19 protein-coding genes are annotated in these 20,114 nt (G+C 67.0%); 7 read left to right on the top strand and 12 right to left on the bottom strand.

Annotation, left to right across the window (positions count from 1 at the left end; all coding sequences use genetic code 11):
• Window positions 1-115: 115 nt before the first annotated feature.
• Entirely contained in the window at window positions 116-340 is a 225-nt protein-coding gene (locus BG90_RS27525; protein ID WP_010108768.1) for a hypothetical protein, read from the bottom strand.
• A 446-nt stretch (window positions 341-786) separates the two neighbouring features.
• Here BG90_RS27525 and BG90_RS27520 point away from each other — a divergent pair, with 446 nt between their 5' ends.
• From BG90_RS27520 to BG90_RS27510, 3 genes are all read left to right on the top strand, one after another.
• Window positions 787-1,497, top strand: coding sequence for a hypothetical protein (locus tag BG90_RS27520; RefSeq protein WP_010118496.1), 711 nt, complete (start codon window positions 787-789; stop codon window positions 1,495-1,497).
• A 110-nt stretch (window positions 1,498-1,607) separates the two neighbouring features.
• Window positions 1,608-2,480, top strand: a complete 873-nt coding sequence (locus BG90_RS27515) for an arylamine N-acetyltransferase family protein (protein WP_010118497.1) — start codon at window positions 1,608-1,610, stop codon at window positions 2,478-2,480.
• Between the two features lie 245 nt (window positions 2,481-2,725).
• A complete protein-coding gene (locus BG90_RS27510) occupies window positions 2,726-3,283 on the top strand; it encodes a putative glycolipid-binding domain-containing protein (protein WP_025990199.1) in 558 nt (185 codons plus the stop codon).
• A 118-nt stretch (window positions 3,284-3,401) separates the two neighbouring features.
• Here BG90_RS27510 and BG90_RS27505 read toward each other — a convergent pair whose 3' ends face one another.
• Window positions 3,402-3,863 carry an Rrf2 family transcriptional regulator gene (locus tag BG90_RS27505; RefSeq protein WP_010118501.1) on the bottom strand — a complete coding sequence of 154 codons (462 nt, stop codon included), beginning with the start codon at window positions 3,861-3,863 and terminating at the stop codon, window positions 3,402-3,404.
• A 129-nt stretch (window positions 3,864-3,992) separates the two neighbouring features.
• Between BG90_RS27505 and BG90_RS27500 the strand changes: the two genes are divergently transcribed.
• Window positions 3,993-4,904 (top strand): NAD(P)/FAD-dependent oxidoreductase, encoded by a 912-nt coding sequence (locus tag BG90_RS27500; protein ID WP_010118503.1) that lies wholly within the window; start codon window positions 3,993-3,995, stop codon window positions 4,902-4,904.
• A gap of 447 nt (window positions 4,905-5,351) precedes the next feature.
• Here the strand turns inward: BG90_RS27500 and BG90_RS27495 are convergent, their stop codons facing one another.
• From BG90_RS27495 to BG90_RS27460, 8 genes are all read right to left on the bottom strand, one after another.
• Entirely contained in the window at window positions 5,352-6,302 is a 951-nt protein-coding gene (locus tag BG90_RS27495; protein WP_010118505.1) for an alpha/beta fold hydrolase, read from the bottom strand.
• Between the two features lie 11 nt (window positions 6,303-6,313).
• Window positions 6,314-7,228 carry a metal-dependent hydrolase gene (locus BG90_RS27490; protein ID WP_010108777.1) on the bottom strand — a complete coding sequence of 305 codons (915 nt, stop codon included), beginning with the start codon at window positions 7,226-7,228 and terminating at the stop codon, window positions 6,314-6,316.
• Window positions 7,225-8,160: an SDR family NAD(P)-dependent oxidoreductase gene (locus BG90_RS27485; RefSeq protein WP_010118507.1), complete on the bottom strand. Its 936-nt coding sequence runs from the start codon at window positions 8,158-8,160 to the stop codon at window positions 7,225-7,227. Before BG90_RS27485 ends, BG90_RS27490 begins: the two co-directional genes overlap by 4 nt.
• A 26-nt stretch (window positions 8,161-8,186) precedes the next feature.
• The gene (locus BG90_RS27480; RefSeq protein ID WP_010118510.1) at window positions 8,187-9,776 is read right to left on the bottom strand and encodes a flavin-containing monooxygenase; all 1,590 of its coding nucleotides are present in this window, start codon (window positions 9,774-9,776) and stop codon (window positions 8,187-8,189) included.
• A 239-nt stretch (window positions 9,777-10,015) separates the two neighbouring features.
• A complete protein-coding gene (locus tag BG90_RS27475; RefSeq protein ID WP_025990200.1) occupies window positions 10,016-10,672 on the bottom strand; it encodes a lysoplasmalogenase in 657 nt (218 codons plus the stop codon).
• A gap of 155 nt (window positions 10,673-10,827) precedes the next feature.
• Window positions 10,828-11,811, bottom strand: coding sequence for a sulfonate ABC transporter substrate-binding protein (locus tag BG90_RS27470; RefSeq protein ID WP_010118513.1), 984 nt, complete (start codon window positions 11,809-11,811; stop codon window positions 10,828-10,830).
• 123 nt (window positions 11,812-11,934) lie between these two features.
• Window positions 11,935-12,792 carry a MerR family transcriptional regulator gene (locus tag BG90_RS27465; RefSeq protein WP_025990201.1) on the bottom strand — a complete coding sequence of 286 codons (858 nt, stop codon included), beginning with the start codon at window positions 12,790-12,792 and terminating at the stop codon, window positions 11,935-11,937.
• Window positions 12,793-12,819: 27 nt separating this feature from the next.
• Window positions 12,820-13,389: a GNAT family N-acetyltransferase gene (locus tag BG90_RS27460; protein WP_010118517.1), complete on the bottom strand. Its 570-nt coding sequence runs from the start codon at window positions 13,387-13,389 to the stop codon at window positions 12,820-12,822.
• A 34-nt stretch (window positions 13,390-13,423) separates the two neighbouring features.
• On the opposite strand from BG90_RS27460, the gene BG90_RS35805 reads away from it, so the two are divergent.
• Together BG90_RS35805 and BG90_RS27455 are read left to right on the top strand one after the other, a co-directional pair.
• Window positions 13,424-13,696: a hypothetical protein gene (locus BG90_RS35805; protein ID WP_124072334.1), complete on the top strand. Its 273-nt coding sequence runs from the start codon at window positions 13,424-13,426 to the stop codon at window positions 13,694-13,696.
• A 10-nt stretch (window positions 13,697-13,706) separates the two neighbouring features.
• Complete coding sequence (locus BG90_RS27455) at window positions 13,707-14,852, top strand: hypothetical protein (RefSeq protein ID WP_232288930.1); 1,146 nt, start codon at window positions 13,707-13,709, stop codon at window positions 14,850-14,852.
• Between the two features lie 34 nt (window positions 14,853-14,886).
• Here BG90_RS27455 and BG90_RS27450 read toward each other — a convergent pair whose 3' ends face one another.
• Entirely contained in the window at window positions 14,887-16,401 is a 1,515-nt protein-coding gene (locus tag BG90_RS27450) for an MDR family MFS transporter (RefSeq protein ID WP_010118522.1), read from the bottom strand.
• Window positions 16,402-16,638: 237 nt separating this feature from the next.
• On the opposite strand from BG90_RS27450, the gene BG90_RS27445 reads away from it, so the two are divergent.
• Window positions 16,639-18,192: a methyl-accepting chemotaxis protein gene (locus BG90_RS27445; RefSeq protein ID WP_010118524.1), complete on the top strand. Its 1,554-nt coding sequence runs from the start codon at window positions 16,639-16,641 to the stop codon at window positions 18,190-18,192.
• A gap of 109 nt (window positions 18,193-18,301) precedes the next feature.
• On the opposite strand, the gene BG90_RS27440 is transcribed toward BG90_RS27445, so the two are convergent.
• Window positions 18,302-19,966, bottom strand: coding sequence for an ATP-binding domain-containing protein (locus BG90_RS27440; RefSeq protein WP_010118526.1), 1,665 nt, complete (start codon window positions 19,964-19,966; stop codon window positions 18,302-18,304).
• Window positions 19,967-20,114 lie beyond the last annotated feature (148 nt).

The raw sequence follows: 20,114 nt of genomic DNA, 5'->3' as shown, positions 1-20,114 counted from the left end.
CTGACGGCGTTTGTAGATATGGGCGTCATGCTCGGCGCCTGTCCGGAACCGGCGGCCGGCGGCGCTGCGTCACCGGCCGCCGGTCATGACGAGTCGCGTTCAATTTCAATGCGGATCAATCGGAATGGGATTGATACGTTGCCAATGCGGCAATGATCGCTTTTCTCGATTCGAGAAAGTCTTTTTGCGTTTTCTTGATTTCCTCCCCTGTCTTCGCGAAGCCGATTTTCGGGACGAGCGTCGCCGCGTACAGATCGATCATCCATAGGGGCGGGTGGTGAGAGACCTCGTTGTAGAGCTTTGCTGCGATGATTCCGGCATCGATTGTTGAGGGATGCATAATAAAATTTTCAAGAAATTGACATGGTTAACCTAGGTAATTTTTAGAGGATGGTCAATTAATCTATCGACGTTTTTTATAGTGCCTGATTCGAGTGATTTGAGGCATAAGTAGATGAAGAATTGAATAGGATATCCGGTGGTATTGAAAATTAATTAAGTGTTGAAGAGCGTTGGCGTTGTCGCGCGCGATGCCGTGCTCGAGACAAAGCCGCCGTCACCTCGCGCGGTGCGCCGATTCCGCCCGCCGATTCCGCTGCCGGTTGCAACCGCAACGCCGGCGAGCGTCGGCCCGTCACGCCACGCGGCGTGTTCGGCCGAATCCCTGTCTCGCCGCACGGGTACCCGCCGCGAAGCCTGTCAATACGTTTCGATATGTATCCGTGATTGCATTCGTCGCACGCTCGCCTCGACAATTCTGCTCGGCAGGATTCACAGGGAGATTCGATGAAAACGATCAATCGCTTCGCGAAGCGCGTGGCGCTCGTCTGTTGCGCGGGCGGTGCGCTCGCGAGCGGCGCCGCGTTCGCGCAGGTCGATCTGCAAAGCCTCGGTGCGTCGCTGCTCGGCGGCGGCGCGTCACAGCAGGCGAGCGCGTCCGGCGCATCCGGCATGTCGCAAATGCTGCAGTCGTACGTCGGCGCGAACCAGCAGGTGCTCGCGGGACAGGCGAGCCTCGCGTCGGCGATGGGGCTCACGGGCGCGGCCGGGCAGGCGCAGCACGCGGCAGGCCTGTTGACGAACGGAGGCGCGAGTGCGCTGACGCCCGGTGCGTTGTCGCAAGTCGGCGGCGCGCAGCAGTCGGTTGCGCAGGCGTTGACGCAGGCGTTCGCATCGGGCGGCGCGAACGGCGCCGCGCCGGGCGCGGGCGTCGACAAGGCGGCGTTCACCCGGGGCCTGACGTCGCTCGGCGAAGGCGTCACGCAGTATTCGCAACTGCAATCGGGGCTCGGGAGCCTGGGTGCGTCGAATCCCGCGTCGTTGCTGCAGGCGGGTCTGGACCCGAACAACCTGAAGGCGGCGTCGTACATCGCACAGAACGCGCCGAACCAGCTCCAGTCGATCGGCGGCACGCTCAGCGCGGCCGTGCAGTTCGCGGCGAGCCATGGGATCTCGGTGCCGTCCGTCGCCTCCGCGGCACTCAAGCTGCTGCCGTAACGCGCTTCGCCGACGCGCCGCCGCGACGGCCGGCGCGCTTGTCCTTGCGTCGAGTGGGGTTATCCGCGTGATGCTATGGTGACGCGTTTCGTTACCATCGGATTGCCCACATGCGCGACGCAGTCGATCTTTCCCGTTATTTCGCCCGCATCGGTTATCACGGAACGGCGGCGCCGACGCTCGACGTCCTTCGCCGGCTGCAGGCGCTGCATCCGCAGTCGATTCCGTTCGAGAACCTCAATCCGTACACCGGCGCGCGCGTCGCGCTCGACCTCGAGTCGGTGGTCGACAAGCTGGTCGAGCGGCGGCGCGGCGGTTATTGCTTCGAGCAGAACAAGCTCTTCTACACGGTGCTCGTGCAGCTCGGCTTTCGCGTGACGCCGCTGATCGCGCGCGTGCGCTGGCAGCGTCCGCCCGAAGAGTCGACCCCGCAGACGCACATGCTGCTGCGCATCGACCTGGACGGCGCGACGTGGTTTGCCGACGTCGGCTTCGGCTCGACGACGCTGACCGCGCCGCTGCGCTACGACCTGAACGACGCGCAGTCGACGCCGCACGGCATGTATCGCGTCGTCGACGCGCCCGTCGCGGGCGAGCTGGAAATCGAGTGCGAGACGCCGAACGGCTGGCATCCGCTGTATCGCTTTTCGCTGAAGCCCGTCGAGTGGATCGATTACGAGGTCGCGAACTGGTATACGTCGAGTCATCCCGACTCGTTCTTCACGCATGATCTCGTCGTGTGCCGGATCCTGCCCGACGCACGCGCGCTGCTTTTCAACGATGCGCTGACGTTGCGCACCACGGAGGGTGCGGCGCAAACGACCCGGCTGTCGGACGTCGACGCATGGGCGGCGTGCCTGCGCGAGCGCTTCGGGCTCGATTTGAGCGGATTCGATGCGGCGGCGCTGTACGCGCGGGCGGTGGCGCGCGCCGACGAAACGGCGGCTGACGCCGAACGGCGCGACGGCGGCGCGACGACCTAAAGTGGCATCGGTGCGCGCGTTGTGGAGGGCGGCCCCCGGTGCGGTCGGCGCAGTGAGGACGCCGGCTGAGCCGGTGCGCGCGGCAATGCCGCGAGACTGCGTGATGCGGTAGCGCCCCGCGAACCGCTCGCGGCTGGCTCCGCCGAGCGGCACGAGGTTCTCGTGATGACGGCCGCATGCGTGCATCGACGATGCTCGCGTGCATGACGATCGGAATCGAACGGAGACGACGGCGGAGCGGAATGATGCGAGAAGTGCGCTGGGCGTCGCTCGAACACGACGGAATCGAGTATCTGGCGTTCGAGCGGCACGCGCGCGGCAGTGTCGCCGAGAGCGTGGTCGTCGGACGGAACGGTGGGCTCGCTTACGGTCTTGCCTATCGCGTCGCTTGCGACGAGCGCTGGCGCGCGAAGCACTTGATCGTCAAGGTGATGGGCGGCGCCACGTTCGAGTTGCGCGGCGACGGCGAAGGCCGCTGGCGCAACGCGGCGGACGAGCCGCTGGCGGCGCTCGACGGATGCATCGACGTCGACATCGCCGCGACCCCATACACGAACACGCTGCCGATCCGCCGCCTCGGGCTTGCGCGCGATGAGCGGCGACCGATCGACGTCGTTTATCTATCGATCCCGGATCTGACCGTCAGCCGCATGCAGCAGGCGTATCGATGCATCGAGCCGGATCGCATCTATCGCTACGAAAGCGTCGCGAGCGGCTTCACCGCGCAACTGGAAGTCGATCGCGACGGACTCGTCATCGATTACGAAGCGCTTTTCAGGCGTTTGCCGGTCGACGCGCGCTGAGCGCAGCGGCCCGGGCGCGGCCCGTCTGCGCAGGAGGGCCGCGCCGAACTCGGCGACCTTCGGCCAACGTGAGATGGTTCAAACCATTCGGCTGTTCGAACGCCGGCGTGCGACGCTGCTACGCCGCAGCGCAATTCCCCCGTTTCCCGGCCTGGTGATTGGCGAGCCTCTTTTCGAAGTCCCTTGTCAGATCGCCGACGGTGATGGCTCCAAAACGAGCCAGCAGCAAGGTTTCGGCTTCGTCCAGCGCTTCGGCCATACGCGCATCGACGGCTTTCTCGACGAGACAATCGGGCTGATCGGCATGGGGGCCGATGCTGAACAGCGGCGGTTGGCCGATGGCGCGGTACACGTCGAGCAGCGTAATCGCATCCAGGTCGCAAACGAGCTCCCAGCCGCCGCCGTGGCCTTTTTCCGATCTGACGTAGCCCTGGTCCCGCAGTCCGGCCATCATCCGGCGCACGACGACGGGGTTCGTGCCGAGCATCTTCGCGATCGCGTCGGATGTGGCGCGCTCGACGTGCCGATCCATGTGGATCAGCACGTGGAGCATGCGGGACAGGCGGTTGTCGCGTGGCATCGTTTGAATTCCTTTCGAATCACACCGAAATCTACCACCCCGTCGCTCACGCAACAATGCGAGTGCTTTGATTTGACAAACGTCGTGATGTCTCGTAACTTTAAAAAGTACATTAAGGAGACAACGCTCATGATTTTCGATGTCGTCATCGTCGGAGGCGGCTTCGCCGGGCAGGCGGCGGCCCTGCAACTGGCCCGCGCCAGACGCAATGTCTTGCTCATCGACGCGAAGCGGCCTCGCAATCGCTTTGCGCGGGCGTCCCACGGTTTTCTCGGGCAGGACGGGCAGGCGCCGTTCGCGATGATCGCCGCCGCGGCCCGGCAGCTCGCCGCGTATCCGACGGTCCAATTCGATGAAGGCGATGCGGCCGACGCCGCGGCCGCCGGTGACGGGTTTCGCGTTTCGCTGGCTGACGGCCGGCAGGCGCTGGGCAAGCGCCTGATCCTGGCGACGGGCGTTCGGGACATCCTGCCTGCGCTGCCCGGTCTGCAAGAGCGCTGGGGCATCAGCGTCCTGCATTGTCCGTATTGCCACGGCTACGAACTGGATCGGCGTCCGATGGGCGTGCTGGCGAGCAGCGAGCAGGCCGTGCATCAGGCGATGCTGGTATCGGATTGGGGGCCGACCACGCTGTTTACTCAGCGCGCGTTCGTCCCCACGCGAGACCAGTTGGCGATGCTGTCGGCTCGCGGCGTGACGGTCGAGCAAACGCCGGTCGCGGCGCTCGTCGGCGCCGCGCCCGCGCTCGAAGCGGTCCGCCTCGCCGACGGCAGGACGGCGGAACTCTCCGGCCTGTTCATTGCGCCCCGAACCGTGCCGGCGTGCGATCTGCCCGAGCGGCTCGCCTGCCTCTTCAACGACGGTCCGACAGGGCCTTATCTCGCCGTCGACGAGCGACAGCAGACGTCGGTGCCCGGCGTGTTCGCCGCAGGGGATGTCGCGCGGCCGATGGCGAATGCGACGTTGGCGGCCGCCGCGGGCGTGATGGCGGCAGCGGGCGCGCATCACTCGCTGATCTATGGCGTCGACGAGCGCGGCTGACGAACGACGGGGGCGGTGCCGGCCGCATCGGGTCAGGCGGTGTAGGAGGCCGACCTCGAGGCCGGCCGGTTGCGGCGGGTATTGCGCGACTGGAGCGAACCGGCGCAGAACTTCAATGCGCTGTTTCCGCGCGGGCGGGTGGCGTCGCCGAAGGTTCGGGCGTTCGTCGGCTACTTGCGCGATCGGCGGATGTCGCACGGTGCGCAATCGCTCGAATGGCAGCGAACGAGGAGGGCGCAGATACGCGCAGTGCATCGGACGTCACGCGAATGCGAAGCGGCAGCGCCGATCGCAGTCGACCCTGCCCCGATCCGCGATCCGGCGACTCGGCGCGCGCGAGGACGGCGTAGCGGCGCATCGAGCCGGATCCGTGTCGTTGCGAAAACCTCGGCGGCGACCTCGCCGGGCGGCGCGAAGACGATCGGATCAGGACGGACTCGCGATCGGCTACGAAACGCTTCTCAAACGCTTGCCGCCCGATGCATGCTGATTCGCGCGCTGTCTCGTCCGTTGCTGGCCGCCGGATTTCGCGCCGGCCGCGATCGCCTGCCGCCTCGGCTCGTGCGCGGCCGCGAACCGGCCGATCCGCGCGGCGATCAGCGCCGCGTCGCGGATCACCGTCCAGTGCGACGCGGCGATCTCGTCGCGCCGGTGGGCGCCGAGCCAGCGGTCGAGGTTGCGGGTGAGGGCGGGCGTCACGTACCGGTCGTAGCGCGGCACGATGATCTGCACCGGCGCCTGCGCGTAGCGTTCGCGCGGCCGACGGGCGCGCTCGATGAAATTCGCACGGTAGAGCTTGAGGCCGTTCAGTCCGTTGCGCAATTGATCCGGATCGGCGTCGACGACGATCCGCTCGGTCTTGCGCAGCCACAGCGGCCACAGCTTCGCGCCGCCCAGGCGCCACGCGAGCTCGGGGACGAGCGGCAGATGGAAGAACGCGACGTACCACGATTTCAGCGTCTGCTTCAGATTGAGCGGCGCGCGAAACACGTGGTCGAGGCACGGCCCCGAAATCGACGTGTATGACGCGAGCCGGCCCGCGATCGACGGATCGGTCGCCGCTTCCCAGCATTGAATCGAACCCCAGTCGTGGCCGACGAGGTGAAACGGCCGGTTGCCGCACGTCGCATCGGCGACGGCGAGCAGATCCCGCGCGAGCACGGGCAGCTTGTAGTCGGCGCGGCGCTTCGGCGCGTCCGATGCGCCCGCGCCGCGCACGTCGTACGCGATCACGCGAAAGCGCTTGTCGAGATGCTCGCGCACGCGCTCCCACACGCGCGCCGAATCCGGATAGCCGTGCACGAGGATCACGGGCGGGGCGTTGCGCGGCCCGCTCAGGTAGACGGCAAGGCGCACGTCGCCCGAGCGGACCGTCAGCGTGTCGCGGACGGACGCCATCGCTTGTTCGCTTACGCGTGCTGCTGCGCGGGCGACGAATGAAGCGGCACGCGGCGCGGCGCGGCCTGGTCGGCATAGCGCTCGTTCGCGGCTTCGATGTTCGCGAGCAGCGTGTCGATGCCCTGCAGGTACTGCCGGTTGTCGTGATCCCACGGATGGAAGCCCGGCCGGAAATAGTCGAGCCATTCGAGCGCGATGCTCGGGAACACGCCGTTCTTCGGGCTGTACAGGTACTTGACGAGCCGCCACATCCCCTTCAGCTTGCCGTGGCGCATCCGGTGCGCGAACATCAGGCGCACGTGGAAGTCGAACACGACTGTCCAGAAGATCAGCGTCGTCAGCAGCATCGTGCCGGTGCGCAGCAGATAGGTCTTCACACCCGGCTTCATCACGGTGTTCCACACGTCGTACGAGACCGCCTTGTGCTCGGTCTCTTCCATCGCGTGCCACATCCATACCTGCTTGTAGCCCTCGACCGAGCCGTCGATCCGATGCTCGTGGCCCGTCAGCAGCAGATTCGCGAGGATCGCCGTGTAGTGCTCGAGCGCGATCGTGATCGCGAGCTGCATCGAATTCGGCAGCACCTTCTTGCCCCAGCCGAGCAGCGCCCACAAGCGCTTGTCGAGCTTGTGCGCGGGCAGGCCGGCCGATTGCAGCAGATCGTTGTACTCGATGTGCTCGCGCGTATGCATCGCTTCCTGGCCGATGAAGCCCGCGACCTGCTTCTTCAGCTCGGGATCGTGGATCTCGTCGCGATAGTTGCGCACCGAGTCCATGAAGAAGCGCTCGCCCGCCGGGAACAGCAGCGACAGCGCGTTCATGAAGTGCGTGACGGGCGTGCCCTGGACGTGCCAGTCGTGCACGCGATCGGGGGGCAGCGCGAAGCGGATGTCGCGCCGGACCGGCAACAAATGCGGTGTCGTCATGATTGCTCTCCTCCCTGGTTGCCTGCGTTGTTGTACGTTGCGGGCACTGGCACCGGCGCCGGCGTCGCGCGGCCCGCGCGGCGGCGCGCGCGGGCGCTCTGCAGCTTCGTCGCGAGCACGACGAGCGACTGATACGCGGCGGGCAGCGTGCGCGCGAGCCAGTCGGCGCCGTGCGCGTCGCGGCCGATCAGCACGCGGCGCTTGTTCTTGCGCACGCCCAGCAGGATCGCGTGCGCCGCTTCGTCGGCCGTCGTGATGAAGAACTTCTCGAAGTCCGCCTTGCCCTGCTGCTCGCTCTCGACCATGAAGCCGACCATGTTCTGCGCGAGCCGCGCCGATTGCGCGATGTTCGTGCGGATGCCGCCCGGATGCACGCAGGTCGCCGACACGCCGCACTTCATCAGGTCGAGCTCCTGGCGCAGCGACTCGGTGAAGCCGCGCACCGCGTACTTCGTCGCGTTGTAGCCGCTCATGCCCGGCTGCGCGAAGATCCCGAAGATGCTCGACGTGTTGACGATGTGGCCTTCGCCGGATGCCTTCAGGTACGGCAGGAACGCTTTCGTCCCGTGGACGACGCCCCAGAAGTTGATGTTCACGATCCACTCGAGATCGCTGTATTCCATCCCGTCGATCGTGCTCGACAGCGCGACGCCCGCGTTGTTGAAGACGAGGTTCACGCGGCCGTGCGCGGCGGCCGTTTCGTCGGCCCATGCATGCATCGCGGCGCGGTCGCCGACGTCGAGCACGCAGGTCGTCACGCGCACCGACGGCGCGAGCGCGCGGACGATCCGCTCGGTCTCGGCGAGGCCGACCGCGTTCTTGTCGGCGAGCGCGACGTGACAATGCTGTTGCGAGAGCTGCACCGCGAGCGAGCGGCCCATGCCCGAACCGGCGCCCGTGATTGCAGCGACTTTGTTGGAAAAGGATTTCATGTCGTAGGCTCGTGTAGTGTCTGGGCTCAGGCGGTCGTCTCGGCGGAGCTCGCCGCGACGACGGCGCTCGGCAGCGCCGGCGCCGGCTGCGTGTTTTGACGCGGGTTCGCGTAGTACGCGTGGTAGTCCGCCATCGAGAAGAACGCGGTTTCCTGCCGGAAGCGCCATGTGAAGGTCGGCCACAGCGTCGTGTTCTTGCCGGTGCGCGGATCGAGATACCAGCTGTTGCAGCCGCCCGTCGACCAGACCGCGCTCTTCAGCTTGTTCTGGATGCGGTTGTTGTATTCGAGCTCGACGAGCGGACGCACTTCGATCGCCTCCGCGCGCTCGGTGCGCATCGCCTTCAATGCGCCGAGCACGTATTCGATCTGCGACTCGATCATGTAGACCATCGAGTTGTGGCCGAGACCCGTGTTCGGTCCCATCAGGATGAACCAGTTCGGATAGCCGGGGACGGTCGCGCCGAGGTACGCGTGCAGGCCGTCGCGCCATGCGTCGACGACGTCGACGCCGCCGCGGCCGACGATCGTGCCGCGCGGGAACGGGTTGTTGATCTGGAAGCCCGTGCCGTAGATCAGGCAGTCGACTTCATGGCGCTTGCCGTCCGTCGTGATCACCGCGTCTTCCTCGATCCGCTCGATGCCCGTCGTGACGACGTCGACGTTCTTGCGCGTGAGCGCGGGGTAATAGTCGTTCGACATCAGGATCCGCTTGCAGCCGATCGTGTAGTCGGGCGTCACCGCGGCGCGCAGCTCCGGCTCGGAGATCTGCTTGCCGATGTGGCGCAGCGCGAGCTTCTGCACGAGCTTCATCGTCGACGGATGGATCGCGAAGCCGAGCACGCGCGATTCGAGCATCCAGTACAGGCCGCCGCGCATCAGCTTCTGCGTGAACGGCAGATTGCGGAACAGCCATTGCTCGAAGCCGCTGACCGGGCGGTCCGGCTTCGGCATGATCCACGGCGGCGTGCGCTGGAAGAGCGCAAGGTTCGCGACGCGCGGCGCAATCTGCGGGACGAACTGGATCGCGCTCGCGCCCGTGCCGATCACGGCGACGCGCTTGCCCTCGAGCGGATAGTCGTGATTCCAGTTCTGCGAGTGGAACGCTTCGCCCTTGAACGTCTCGACGCCGGGGATGTTCGGATACGCGGCGCGCGACAGCCCGCCCATGCCGGATACGAGCACACGCGCGCACACGCGCTTGCCGTTCGCGAACGTCAGGCGCCAGCGATGCGCGGTCTCGTCGTAAGTCGCGTTGGAGAGCTCGTGGTTGAAGCGCAGATGCGAGCCGACGTTGAAGCGCTGCACGCAGTCTTCCATGTACGCGCGGATTTCCGGCTGTGGCGCGAACATGCGCGTCCAGCGCGGATTCGGCGCGAACGAGAACGAATAGACATGCGACTGGACGTCGCACGCGCAACCGGGGTAGTGGTTGTCGCGCCAGGTGCCGCCGACCGAGTTCGCCTTCTCGAACACCGCGAAGTCCTGGTTGCCGGTTTGCCGGAGGCGAATCGCCATGCCGAGCCCGGAAAAACCGGTGCCGATGATGGCGATGTCGATGGTTTCTTCGTGGTTTGTGTTGCCGAGCGGACCGAAAGACATATTGCGCGCGTTCATCCAAGCGTCTCCATTTGGGCTCATTTTTTACTGTTACATTGATTGATGTAACCATAGATCGAGAGCGCCGAAACCGCAAGCCGGGTAGACACAGCCCTCTAAGCGCGGGATTCAACGGATGCCGACGCCCGTAGAATGGGCTTGCGCGGGAGAAAGCGCGATGGCGCGGGGAATCGTCATGCTGCATCGCAAAATCGCATGTAATCCCCAACAGATTAAGGATTGCGACGCGGATTCGATTAATTTGATTTGCGACGCAGCACGCCGAACGCAATGATCAATTGCGCGATGGCATAAAAACCCCAGATGAAATAATCGACGCCTGAAAACGCGCCGAGAAAACGATCGATGCCGATCAGCGCGTCGGACGTGACGAACACGAGCGCGCCGAGCGCGACCTGCGGGCCGGGCGTGCGGGCGCACAGTGCGAGGCTTGCCATCGCGACGAGCACGGCGATGTAGACGGCGACCGGCGCGGCGAGCGCGGCGAGATGGGGAAAGAACGCGGCGTAGAGCGCGGGGGCGGCGAGCCACAGTGCGACGAGCGCGACGGCGCGCAGTCCGCGCGGCGCGGCGCGCCACGGCGCGAACAGCGCGCAGTACGCGAGGTGCGCGAGCAGGAACGCGCCGAGGCCGGCGACGAACGACGGCGGCCATTCGGAAAGCGCGAGCAGCACGTCGCCGAGCACCGACGCGGCGAGTGCGGCGCCGAGCCACGCGCGCTCGCGCGCGTTCGGATGCTGCAATGCGGCAAGGAACAGCAGCGCGCCGAGCGCGGCTTTCGCGGCAGGCTGGCCGGAATAGGGCGCTTGGCCGAGCGACAGCCCGTACAGCAGCGCGGCAAGCGCGGCGGCAAGCCAGAAGCCGCGCGCGCGCGGGGGCAGGTTGGACAACACGGTCGGGCGGTCTCCTCGCACGCAGCTCGTTATCGGGCGCGCGGTCGGCGTCGCGGGCGACGCACGGCATCCGCACGGTCGTCCATTATCGGCAAGAAGACGTTATCGGGGACGGACGAATTCTTCTAACCGGGCCTGCGGGCGAGGCGCCGCGCCTATTTTGCCGCGAGCGCGGCGGCGGCGTTCCGGTCGGTCCAGACGTTGTCGCTGACGGTCAGCTTCTGCGGGATCAGCTTCGCTGCGTGAAACGCGTCGGCGACGCCCTGTTGCGACGCGACGATCTTTCCGTCGAGCGGCGTCGCGCCGTACGGCACGCGCTTCACCCAGGTTTCGACGAGCGGCTGATCGAGGCCGATCTTCGGCGCGATCAATGCGGCGGTTTCGGCGGGATGCGCGTTGACCCACTGGCCGGTTTCGCGCAACTGCTGGAGCACCGCGCCGACGACGTCCGGATGCCGGGTCGCGAAGTCGCGCGTCGCTTCGTAGAAGTTGTATGCGGAAGGCAGGCCCGTGTAGTCGGCGAGCGTGCGCGCCTTCAGCGCCTGCTGCGCGGCCGCGTAGTACGGATCCCAGACGACCCACGCGTCGACGTTGCCGCTCTCGAACGCGGCGCGCGCGTCGGCGGGCGGCAGATAGATCGGGCGAATCTCGTCGTAGCGCACGCCGGCCTTCTGCAGCGCCTTCAGCAACAGGTAATTCGCGCTCGATCCCTTCTGCAGCGCGACTTTCTTGCCTCTCAGGTCGGCGACGGTCTTGAGCGGCGAATCGGCCTTCACGACGATCGCCTCGTTGTGCGGCGACGGCGGCTCCGCGCCGACGTAGACGAAGCGCACGCCGCTCGCCTGCGCGAACACGGCGGGCGGCGCGCCCGTGTAGCCGATGTCGATGCTGTCCGCGTTGAGCGCTTCGAGCAGTTGCGGGCCGGCCGGGAACTCGAACCATTTGACCGTGTAGCCGAGCCGCTTCACGCGCGTCTCGAGCGAGCCCTGCGCCTTGACGACCGCGAGCAGCCCCGCTTTCTGATAGCCAACGCGCAGCACCCTGCCGCCCGCGTCGTCTTGCGCGAAGGCGGCGACGGCGGCGAGCGACGCGAGCGCGGCGGCTACGGTTCGGGGAATCCAGCGGGCAGGGCGAATCATCGGCAATCTCCACGACGTTGAACGAAACGAGCGGCGCGCACGCCGCTCGGGTCGGGAAATCGTCGCACGGGCGGTTGCCGGTGCGAACCAAGCATTGCCGATATCAATATGACGCGTGCGCGCCTAAGGTTTCTTCGGGGCGTCCTTCGCCGCGGTTCGTTCGAGCTCGGATTCGGCGTCGCGCGCCGCCTGGGAGCTCAGCTTCTTGTCGAGGATCGTCGCGACACGGCCGCCCAAATATGCGCTCGACGCGGCTTCGAGCGCCCGGTTCATCTCGCCCTCGACGAACACCGACGAGAGCGGACGCAGCCGCCAGATCGCGTCGACGAGCGCCGGCACGTCGGTCGGCGGCGGCAGCGAGCCTTCGTCGTAGCGATCGAGGCGGTGCACGACGAGTTCGACGAGCACGCGTGCGATCGCATCGAAATACGGCCGCGTGATGCTGATCGCGTCGAGCAGTTCGCGCGCCGGGATGCCTTCGCGCACCATCGCGGCCGCGGCTTCGATGAGCGCCGGGCTCTTCGCGATGAACGACACACCGCGCCGCTCGAGTAGACCGAGCTCGGCGACGCGCCCGAGCGACGCGGGCGTTTGCGGGCCGAACATCTGGATCAACTGAGCGAGCGAGAAGGTTTGCGGACGCTCGCTCGACCAGCGGCCGCCGATCGCGTTTTCGAGGCCGAGGATCGAGCGCAGATCGTGGCCGTCGTCGATCGCCTTGATCAGGTCCTGGATGTTCGACAGCGTGTAGCCGCGCGCGAGCAGATGATTGATGACCTTCAGGCGGGCGACGTGCGTGTCGTCGTAGATGCCGACGCGGCCGCGTTTGCGCGGCGGTGCAAGCAGGCCGCGATCCTGATATGCGCGTACGTTGCGCACCGTCGTGTCCGACACGCGCGCGAGCTCGTCGACCGTGTATTCGTTCAACGTCGACGCGTCCGGGGCAGCGTCGGCGGGAGTGGTTGGGTTCGATTTCGGCATGCAACGATTTTAGCGCGACCGAGCGCTTCAGTGCGAGGCGTTGGCGTCGGAGGGCGGCATTTGTGCGCCGTCTCCGAGCACACGCTGCATCAGCGCGGTGTCGATCCAGCGGCCGTGCTTGAAGCCTACGGCGCGCAGCGTGCCGACCGGCTCGAAGCCGAGCGCGCGATGCAGCGACGTCGAGCCGCCGCTGCCGCCGTCCGCGACGACCGCGATCATCTGCCGCCACGGCCCCGCTTCGCAACGCTCGATCAGCGCGGCGAGCAGCACGCGGCCGATGCCGCGGCCGCGGTACGCGTCGTTCACGTAGATCGAATCCTCGATTGCGTAGCGATAGGCGCTGCGCGGCCGGTACGGCGTCGCGTACGCGTAGCCCGCGACGGCGCCGTCCAGTTCGGCGACGAGATACGGCAGGCCGTGCCGCAGCACCGCTTCGCGTCGCGCGCGCAGATCGGCGACGGACGGCGGCGTTTCCTCGAACGACGCGACGCCGGTCAGCACGTGATGCGCGTAGATCGCCTGGATCGCTTCGAGGTCGCGCTCGGCGGCGTCGCGGACGATGGCGGTGGAAAGGGCGGGCGCGTTGGAGGTCTTCATCGCAAAACGGGGCGGGAATGATGGAATCGATACTATGCGCGTCTTCAAAAATGTCCGCAAAGCAAGGGAGGCGATCGCCGGGATTCGGACTCACGGATACCGTGCGCGCGACGAGCGGCCCTTCGCATTTCGATTTTCCCGCAGCGGCGTCGAAGACAAATATCGATTCGATCGAGGATGCCATGCGATTGCGCTCGACGCCGTCGGCAGCCTTATAATCCGCGGCCGTTCCGAGATGCGCGACGTGCGGCGGGAAACAGGCGCTGTCGTTCGACTTGAGCGCGTCGCGAAAAAATGTCAGCGATGACTTGAACGAAATGCATAAACAAAACAGCAAACCGGCCGAATTTCAAAAGAAGAACGATGCGCTTCGCAAGCCCGGCGCGCGCGAATCCAAACACGCTTCGCAAGCCGTCACATCGAAGCGCGATGCAAAGCATTTGCACGATGGGGTTGCAACCGCGCCGGTTGCAAAGAGGGCGGCGCCCGTCGATCGAGTGCAACTCGAGCGGACTTGTGCGTCGCAACCTCGACCGGCGATCGCAACCGCATCGATGTCGGCCGGCACGGCGGGCACGCCGGATCCGGCAACGTCGACCGCGACGCCGCCCGCACCCGCACCCGCGCAAGCGCAAGCGCAAGCGGCCGCCCCGGCCGACGTGCGAATGCCCCGCCTGCACAAGGCCTTCACGGCGCTGCAACGCATTTACAAGCAGCTCGACACGGGACAGAAGCTCTACCTGAATTGCGTGCTCGCCGTGCTGCTGTTCTTCGCGACGTATCCGCTTCACCATGCGTGGAATTTCATCGGTCTGCTGATGCTCGCGCTCGTCTTCTGGTTCGGCGGGATGGTCTATGACGCGTTGACGCTGTACAAGCGGATCTATGCGACGCACATCGGAAAGGGGCTGTTGCTGCTCGCGTTCACGGGCCTCACCAATTTCGCGATCGCGCTCGCGAATCAGCGGATCAACGACGTCGCGGGCGTCGATCCGTCGAAATTCCCTCATACCGAAATCTTCGTCGCGATCCTGTCGATCCCGTTCATCGCGCTGCTGATTCTGATGACGCTGTATGCGGCGTCCGTACTGTTCCTGCCGATTTACGGATTGTTCTTTTTCGTGATGGACGCGGGGGCCAAGGCGTTCTTTTCGGCCGGGCTGCTGAAGCGGGACGAGAGTGCGTATCCGTGGATCACGGGTATTTTCCGGCTGGTCGGCTTTTCGATTTTTGCCGGCGTCGTGATGTTCTGCGCGAAACGGATGCTCGGCGATTACGACCGTTTCATGACGGACACCGCCGAGAAGTCGGTCTACCACCTCGAAATGTACGAGAAATCGCCGTGCGACGTGCCGACGGGCGCGCGGGTCGCGTTCCTCGACAACGACAACATCGTGTACGCGCTGCGCGTCGGCCACGAACTGAAGTTCTTCCCGCAGCCGTGCAAGCGGGACGCGAAGTGATCGACCGGGCCGCCGCATGCGCCGGCGGCTCGGGTCACGCTCTCTTTCTGAACGGCACGTCTTCGACGAACCACGCGAGCGCGAACGCGATCGCGATCACTGCCGCGGCCCATAGATAGACCGTGTGCAGCGAGCTCGCGAACGCGTGCAGATACGCGCCGCGCACCGTGTCGGGCAACTGGCGCACGGCCGACGGGCCGAGCGACGGCGGCAGCTCCGTGTCGGGCGGCAGCGCGGCCGCGAGCCGCGCGTGCAGCCCGTTCGAGAACAGCGCGCCGAACGCGGCGACGCCGAGCGAGCCGCCGATCGAGCGAAACAGCGTTGCGCCGGACGTCGCGACGCCCAGATGCCGAAACTCGACCGTGTTCTGCACCGCGAGCACGATGACGGGCATCACCATCCCGAGCCCGCCGCCCAGCAGCGCCATGTACAGATACATCGCGCGCAGCGGCGTATCGAGCGACAGCGTCGCGAGGAGCAGCATCGCCGCGCCGGCCACGAACGTGCCCGCGATCGGGAACAGCCGGTATTTGCCGAGCTTCGTGATCAGCCGCCCGCTCGCGATCGACGTCGCGAGCATGCCGCCCATCAGCGGCAGTAGCTGCATGCCGGCTTCCGACGGCGTCGAGCCCTTGACGACCTGCAGATAGAGCGGCAGGAACGTGACCGAGCCGAACAGCGACAGACCGACGACGAAGCCGATCAGGCTGCACAGCACGAAGGTCCGGTGGCGGAACAGCGCGAGCGGCATGATCGGCTCGGCGGCGAGGCGTTCCTCGTAGACGAAGCCCGCTGTCGAGACGATGCCGAGCGCGAGCGTGAACCATAGTTGCGGCGACGACCACGGCAGGATCGTGCCGCCCTGGCTCGTGAACAGCACGGCGCAGGTGAGCGCGGTCGCGAGGAACGCGGCGCCCGCGTAGTCGATCCGGTGCCGCACGTGCGCGGTGTGCGGCTTGAACGCCGCGCCGATCACCGCGAACGCGAGCACGCCGAGCGGCAGATTGATGTAGAAGATCCAGCGCCACGACAGGTGCTGAACGAGAAACCCGCCGAGGAGCGGCCCGATTACCGTCGCGATTCCGTACACGCCGCCGAACATCCCCTGATAGCGGCCGCGCTCGTCGGGCGGAATCAGATCGGCGATCGCCGCCATCGTGACGACCATCAGCCCGCCGCCGCCGAGCCCCTGCAGCGCGCGCAACACGATCAGCTGCGTCATGTCCTGCGCGAGCCCGCACAGCGCCGAGCCGACGACGAACAGCACGATCGCCGCCTGCAGCACGATCTTGCGCCCGTACAGGTCGCCGAGCTTGCCGTACAGCGGCAGCACGACGGTCGACGACAGCAGGTACGCGGTGACGACCCACGACAGCTGCTCGAGGCCGCCGAGCTCGCCGACGATCGTCGGCAGCGCGGTCGACACGATCGTCTGATCGAGTGCGGACAGCAGCAGCACGAGCAGCAGCGCGGCGATCGTGAGCTGCACGGACGCGCCCGGGCGGCCGGCGTCGGCCGGGGCGGACGGCGCGGAGGATTCGGTAGGCATGGGGAGTCGTGTTGTCGTTGGGGGCGACACGGAATGTAGGAACAATCGATTGACTAGTCAATATCTGCTTCGTCACAAAGCGTTCCAGCGGTTACGAGCCGTGACAGTGGCCCGCCAGGCGGCGCGCCGCGGCAAGTCGCCGCACCGCCTGATGCATCTCAAGTTTTCGGGCGCGGGGCCGTAATACCGGCGACTGTCCCCCAAACCGGCGGCTACCATTTACGACTCTTCCTGGTCATGAACGCTTTTTTTTCCCGCTTTTCGATTCGCACCCGGATCTTCTCGACGCTCGGGCTCGTCGCCGTGCTGCTGACGATCACGGGCGTGATCGGCTTCTTCAGCATGCAGAACTCGAACGCCGCGCTCGACGACGCGTACACGCGGCAGCTCGCGGCGAAGACGGCGCTCGCGTCGGCGAGCCTCAATCTCGCGATCACGCGCACGACGCTCGATCGCGTGATCCTGCATCCGGAGGCGCCCGACACCGCGAATACGATCGCGAAGGCGGAGCAGTACCTGGCCGCGTCGGACCGCGGCTGGCGCGATTATGACGCGCTGCCCCGCAGCGACGACGAGAAGGCGCTTGCCGGTCAGGCGAACGCCGCGCGCCGCGCCCTCGTCGACGATGCGCTCAAGCCGATGATCGACGCGCTGAAGGCGGGCCGGCGCGACGACGCCGATCGTCTGATGATGACGGTCGCGCCGCCGCTGTCGGTCGCGTGGACGAAGGCGACGACCGCGCTCGACGACGCGCGCGCCGCGTACGGCAAGGCGGCCTACGACGACGCCGAGCGGATGTACGCGTGGCTGCGGCTCGCGCTCGGCGGGGGGATCGTGTTCGGTCTCGCCGCGTGCCTCGGCTGCGCGATCGGCCTGCACTTCGCGATCTCACAGCCGCTCGTGCGGATCCTCACGCACCTGCGCCGCCTGTCGGACGGCGATCTGACGACCGAGCTGCGCTGGACGTCGCACGACGAAATGGCCGAGCTCGTGAGCGGCCTGACGACGATGCAGCGCAGCCTGTCCGACACGGTGCGCAAGGTGACGGACGGCTCCGAGTCGATCGCGACCGCGACGCGCCAGATCGCGGCCGGCAACACGGATCTGTCGCAGCGCACCGAGGAGCAGGCGGCCGCGCTGCAGCAGACCGCGGCGAGCATGGAGCAACTGACCGCGACGGTGAAGCAGAACGCGGACAACGCACGCGAAGCGCAGAATTGCGCCGACAGCGCGACGAACATCGCGACGAAGGGCGCGACGGTCGTCGGCGAGGTGGTCGGCACGATGGCCGAGATCGATCAGAGCTCGCAGAAGGTCGCCGACATCATCGGCACGATTGAAGGGATCGCGTTCCAGACCAACATCCTCGCGCTGAACGCGGCGGTCGAGGCGGCGCGCGCGGGCGAGCAGGGCCGTGGCTTCGCGGTCGTCGCGGGCGAGGTGCGCACGCTCGCGCAGCGCTCCGCATCGGCGGCGAAGGAGATCAAGGCGCTGATCGGCGAATCGGTCGAGCGGGTGGCGACGGGCTCGCGCCTCGTCGGCTCGGCGGGCGACACGATGCAGGAGATCCAGCGCGCGATCGCGCGCGTGACGGGCATCATGACCGAGATCTCGGCCGCGTCGAACGAGCAGCGCGACGGCATCGAGCAGGTGAACCGCGCGGTGTCGCAGATGGATCAGGTGTCGCAGCAGAACGCGGCGCTCGTCGAGCAGGCGGCGGCCGCCGCCGCGTCGCTCGAAGAGCAGGCGGACGGGCTGCGCCGCACGGTCGGCGCGTTCCGCGTCGCCTGACGTTTGCGCCGCTTGACTTTTCCATGAGCCGGCGCGCGGGATAATCGATCTGCGCCGCGCGTCAGGCATCATCTGGCGCAGTTCGGCGTCACCCGGCGTTGTTTCTCCTTTACACGGAAGGCGCGATCCGTTCCGCCGCCCGTCGCGACGCGACGACGATCAGCTTCATCGTCGCGCGCGTCGCGCCGACGAACAGCTTGCGCGCCGCGCGCGCGTCGAACGTGTCGAAGTCGACTTCGGTCAGGATCACGCACGGGGCCGCCTGCCCCTTGAAGCGATAGATCGAATCGAGCAGCACGTCGCCTTCCCGGTATTCCGGATTTCCGAACAGGTCGTACTTGCCGGTGAAGCTTTTCACGCGGTGCGGGCCGAGCTGGTCGAGCGCCGTGAACGCCGAGCCCTCCCGTCCCCTGAACGACAGCACCGCGATGTCCTGCTTGCGAAAGCCGAGCGCCAGCGCATGCGTGATCGCGCGCTTCGTCGCGTCGATGCAGGCTTGCGCGGCGGAATCGGCGTCCGCCGCATCGTACGCGGAGATCGAGATCTCCGATCCTCCGAACGGGCTGCCCGACGCGAGCCCGGCCGCGAGCGGCTCGACGCCGCCGACGACATCGCGCACGTAGTCGAGGATGTCGCGCGGGCTGCGATAGTTGGTCGTTTCCTTGAGCGTCACCCAGCCGGGCAGCGGCACGCTGTCGCGCATGTACAGGTTCTGCAGCGGATCTTCGAGCCACCACCACGCGCCGCCCGGCGCGACGAGCCGCTCGAGCGCGTCCGCCCATGGCGGCTGGAAGTCCTGGCCTTCGTCGACGATCAGCGTATCGAATCGCCAGCGCTCGGCGATCGGCGTTTGCGCGAAGCGCGCCTCCAGTTGCGCGAACGCGTCGCGCGCGCCGAAGTCGGGCACGTGGCCGCCGTCGCGCGCGACCCAGTCGCAGAGCTGGTGGTAGTTCGCGATCTTCGCGCCTTCGGGCGCGATCCGCGCGACATGATCGGCGAGCGGCCGGTTGAAGCACACGTACAGCACGCGCTTGCCCGCCGAGATCGCGTCGCGCATCGCCTGCACCGCGAGCTGCGTCTTGCCGGAGCCCGCGGTCGCGATCACGCGCAGCCGGAACGGCGCGAACTCGAGCCGGCGCGCCCACGCGGCGAGGCCGCCCGACAGCCGCGTGACGAGCGTGTCCGCCTGGCCGACGAGCACGCTCGTGTCCGGCGTCAGCGACAGCTCGTCCGCGAGGAAATGGTGGATCTTCGCGGCGCTCGGGAAGGGCGGCTCGTCGGCGGGCAGCGCGTCGACGATGCGCGCGGCGAGTTCGTGCCTGCGGGGCGCGTCGACGATCCGCGCGGGCGCGACGCCCGCGATCGCCGGATTCTTCACCGTGTAGTCCGGGCAGTACAGCAGTTCCTCGACGCCGTACGCGCCCGCGCCGAACGCGGCGGTGAGCCGCCGATGCAGGTTCTCGAGCGTGCGCGCGAGCTGGATCGACACGTTGCGTTCGGTCTGCAGATAGACCTTGACGAGCCCCTTCGGCGTCTCGCGCAGGAAGCCCGCCTTCTGCTCGATCACCAGCACGCGTCCGGCCGGGCTCACGATCACGAAGCCCGCTTCGCCGAACACCGAGAAATTCTGATCGGCGCGCGTCCAGTGCACGCCGTGATAGACGGTGTAGGCGTCGGGCAGCGTCCGTTCCAGCGTCGCGAGCGTCTCGCGCTCGCGCTCCGCCGCGCCCGTGGCGGCGAGGTTCTTCCAGTCGTCGGGAATGATGCAGGCCATGTCGGGTCCTGACAGTGCGTGCGATGGGCAAGGATCGCCGGCTATTGTACGCAGCCGCGCGTGGCGTGGCGCGCGTGTGGCGCGGTTCGCAGGACGCGCGGCGATTGGCGCCGGGCCAGTTAGTCCGGCGACGCAGGGTGGGAAGGCG

The sequence above is a fragment of the Burkholderia oklahomensis C6786 genome, assembly GCF_000959365.1.
In the GTDB taxonomy this organism is placed as follows: domain Bacteria; phylum Pseudomonadota; class Gammaproteobacteria; order Burkholderiales; family Burkholderiaceae; genus Burkholderia; species Burkholderia oklahomensis.
The sequence above is the reverse complement of the archived record's forward strand: the minus strand, read 5'-3'. Positions and strand labels throughout refer to the sequence as shown.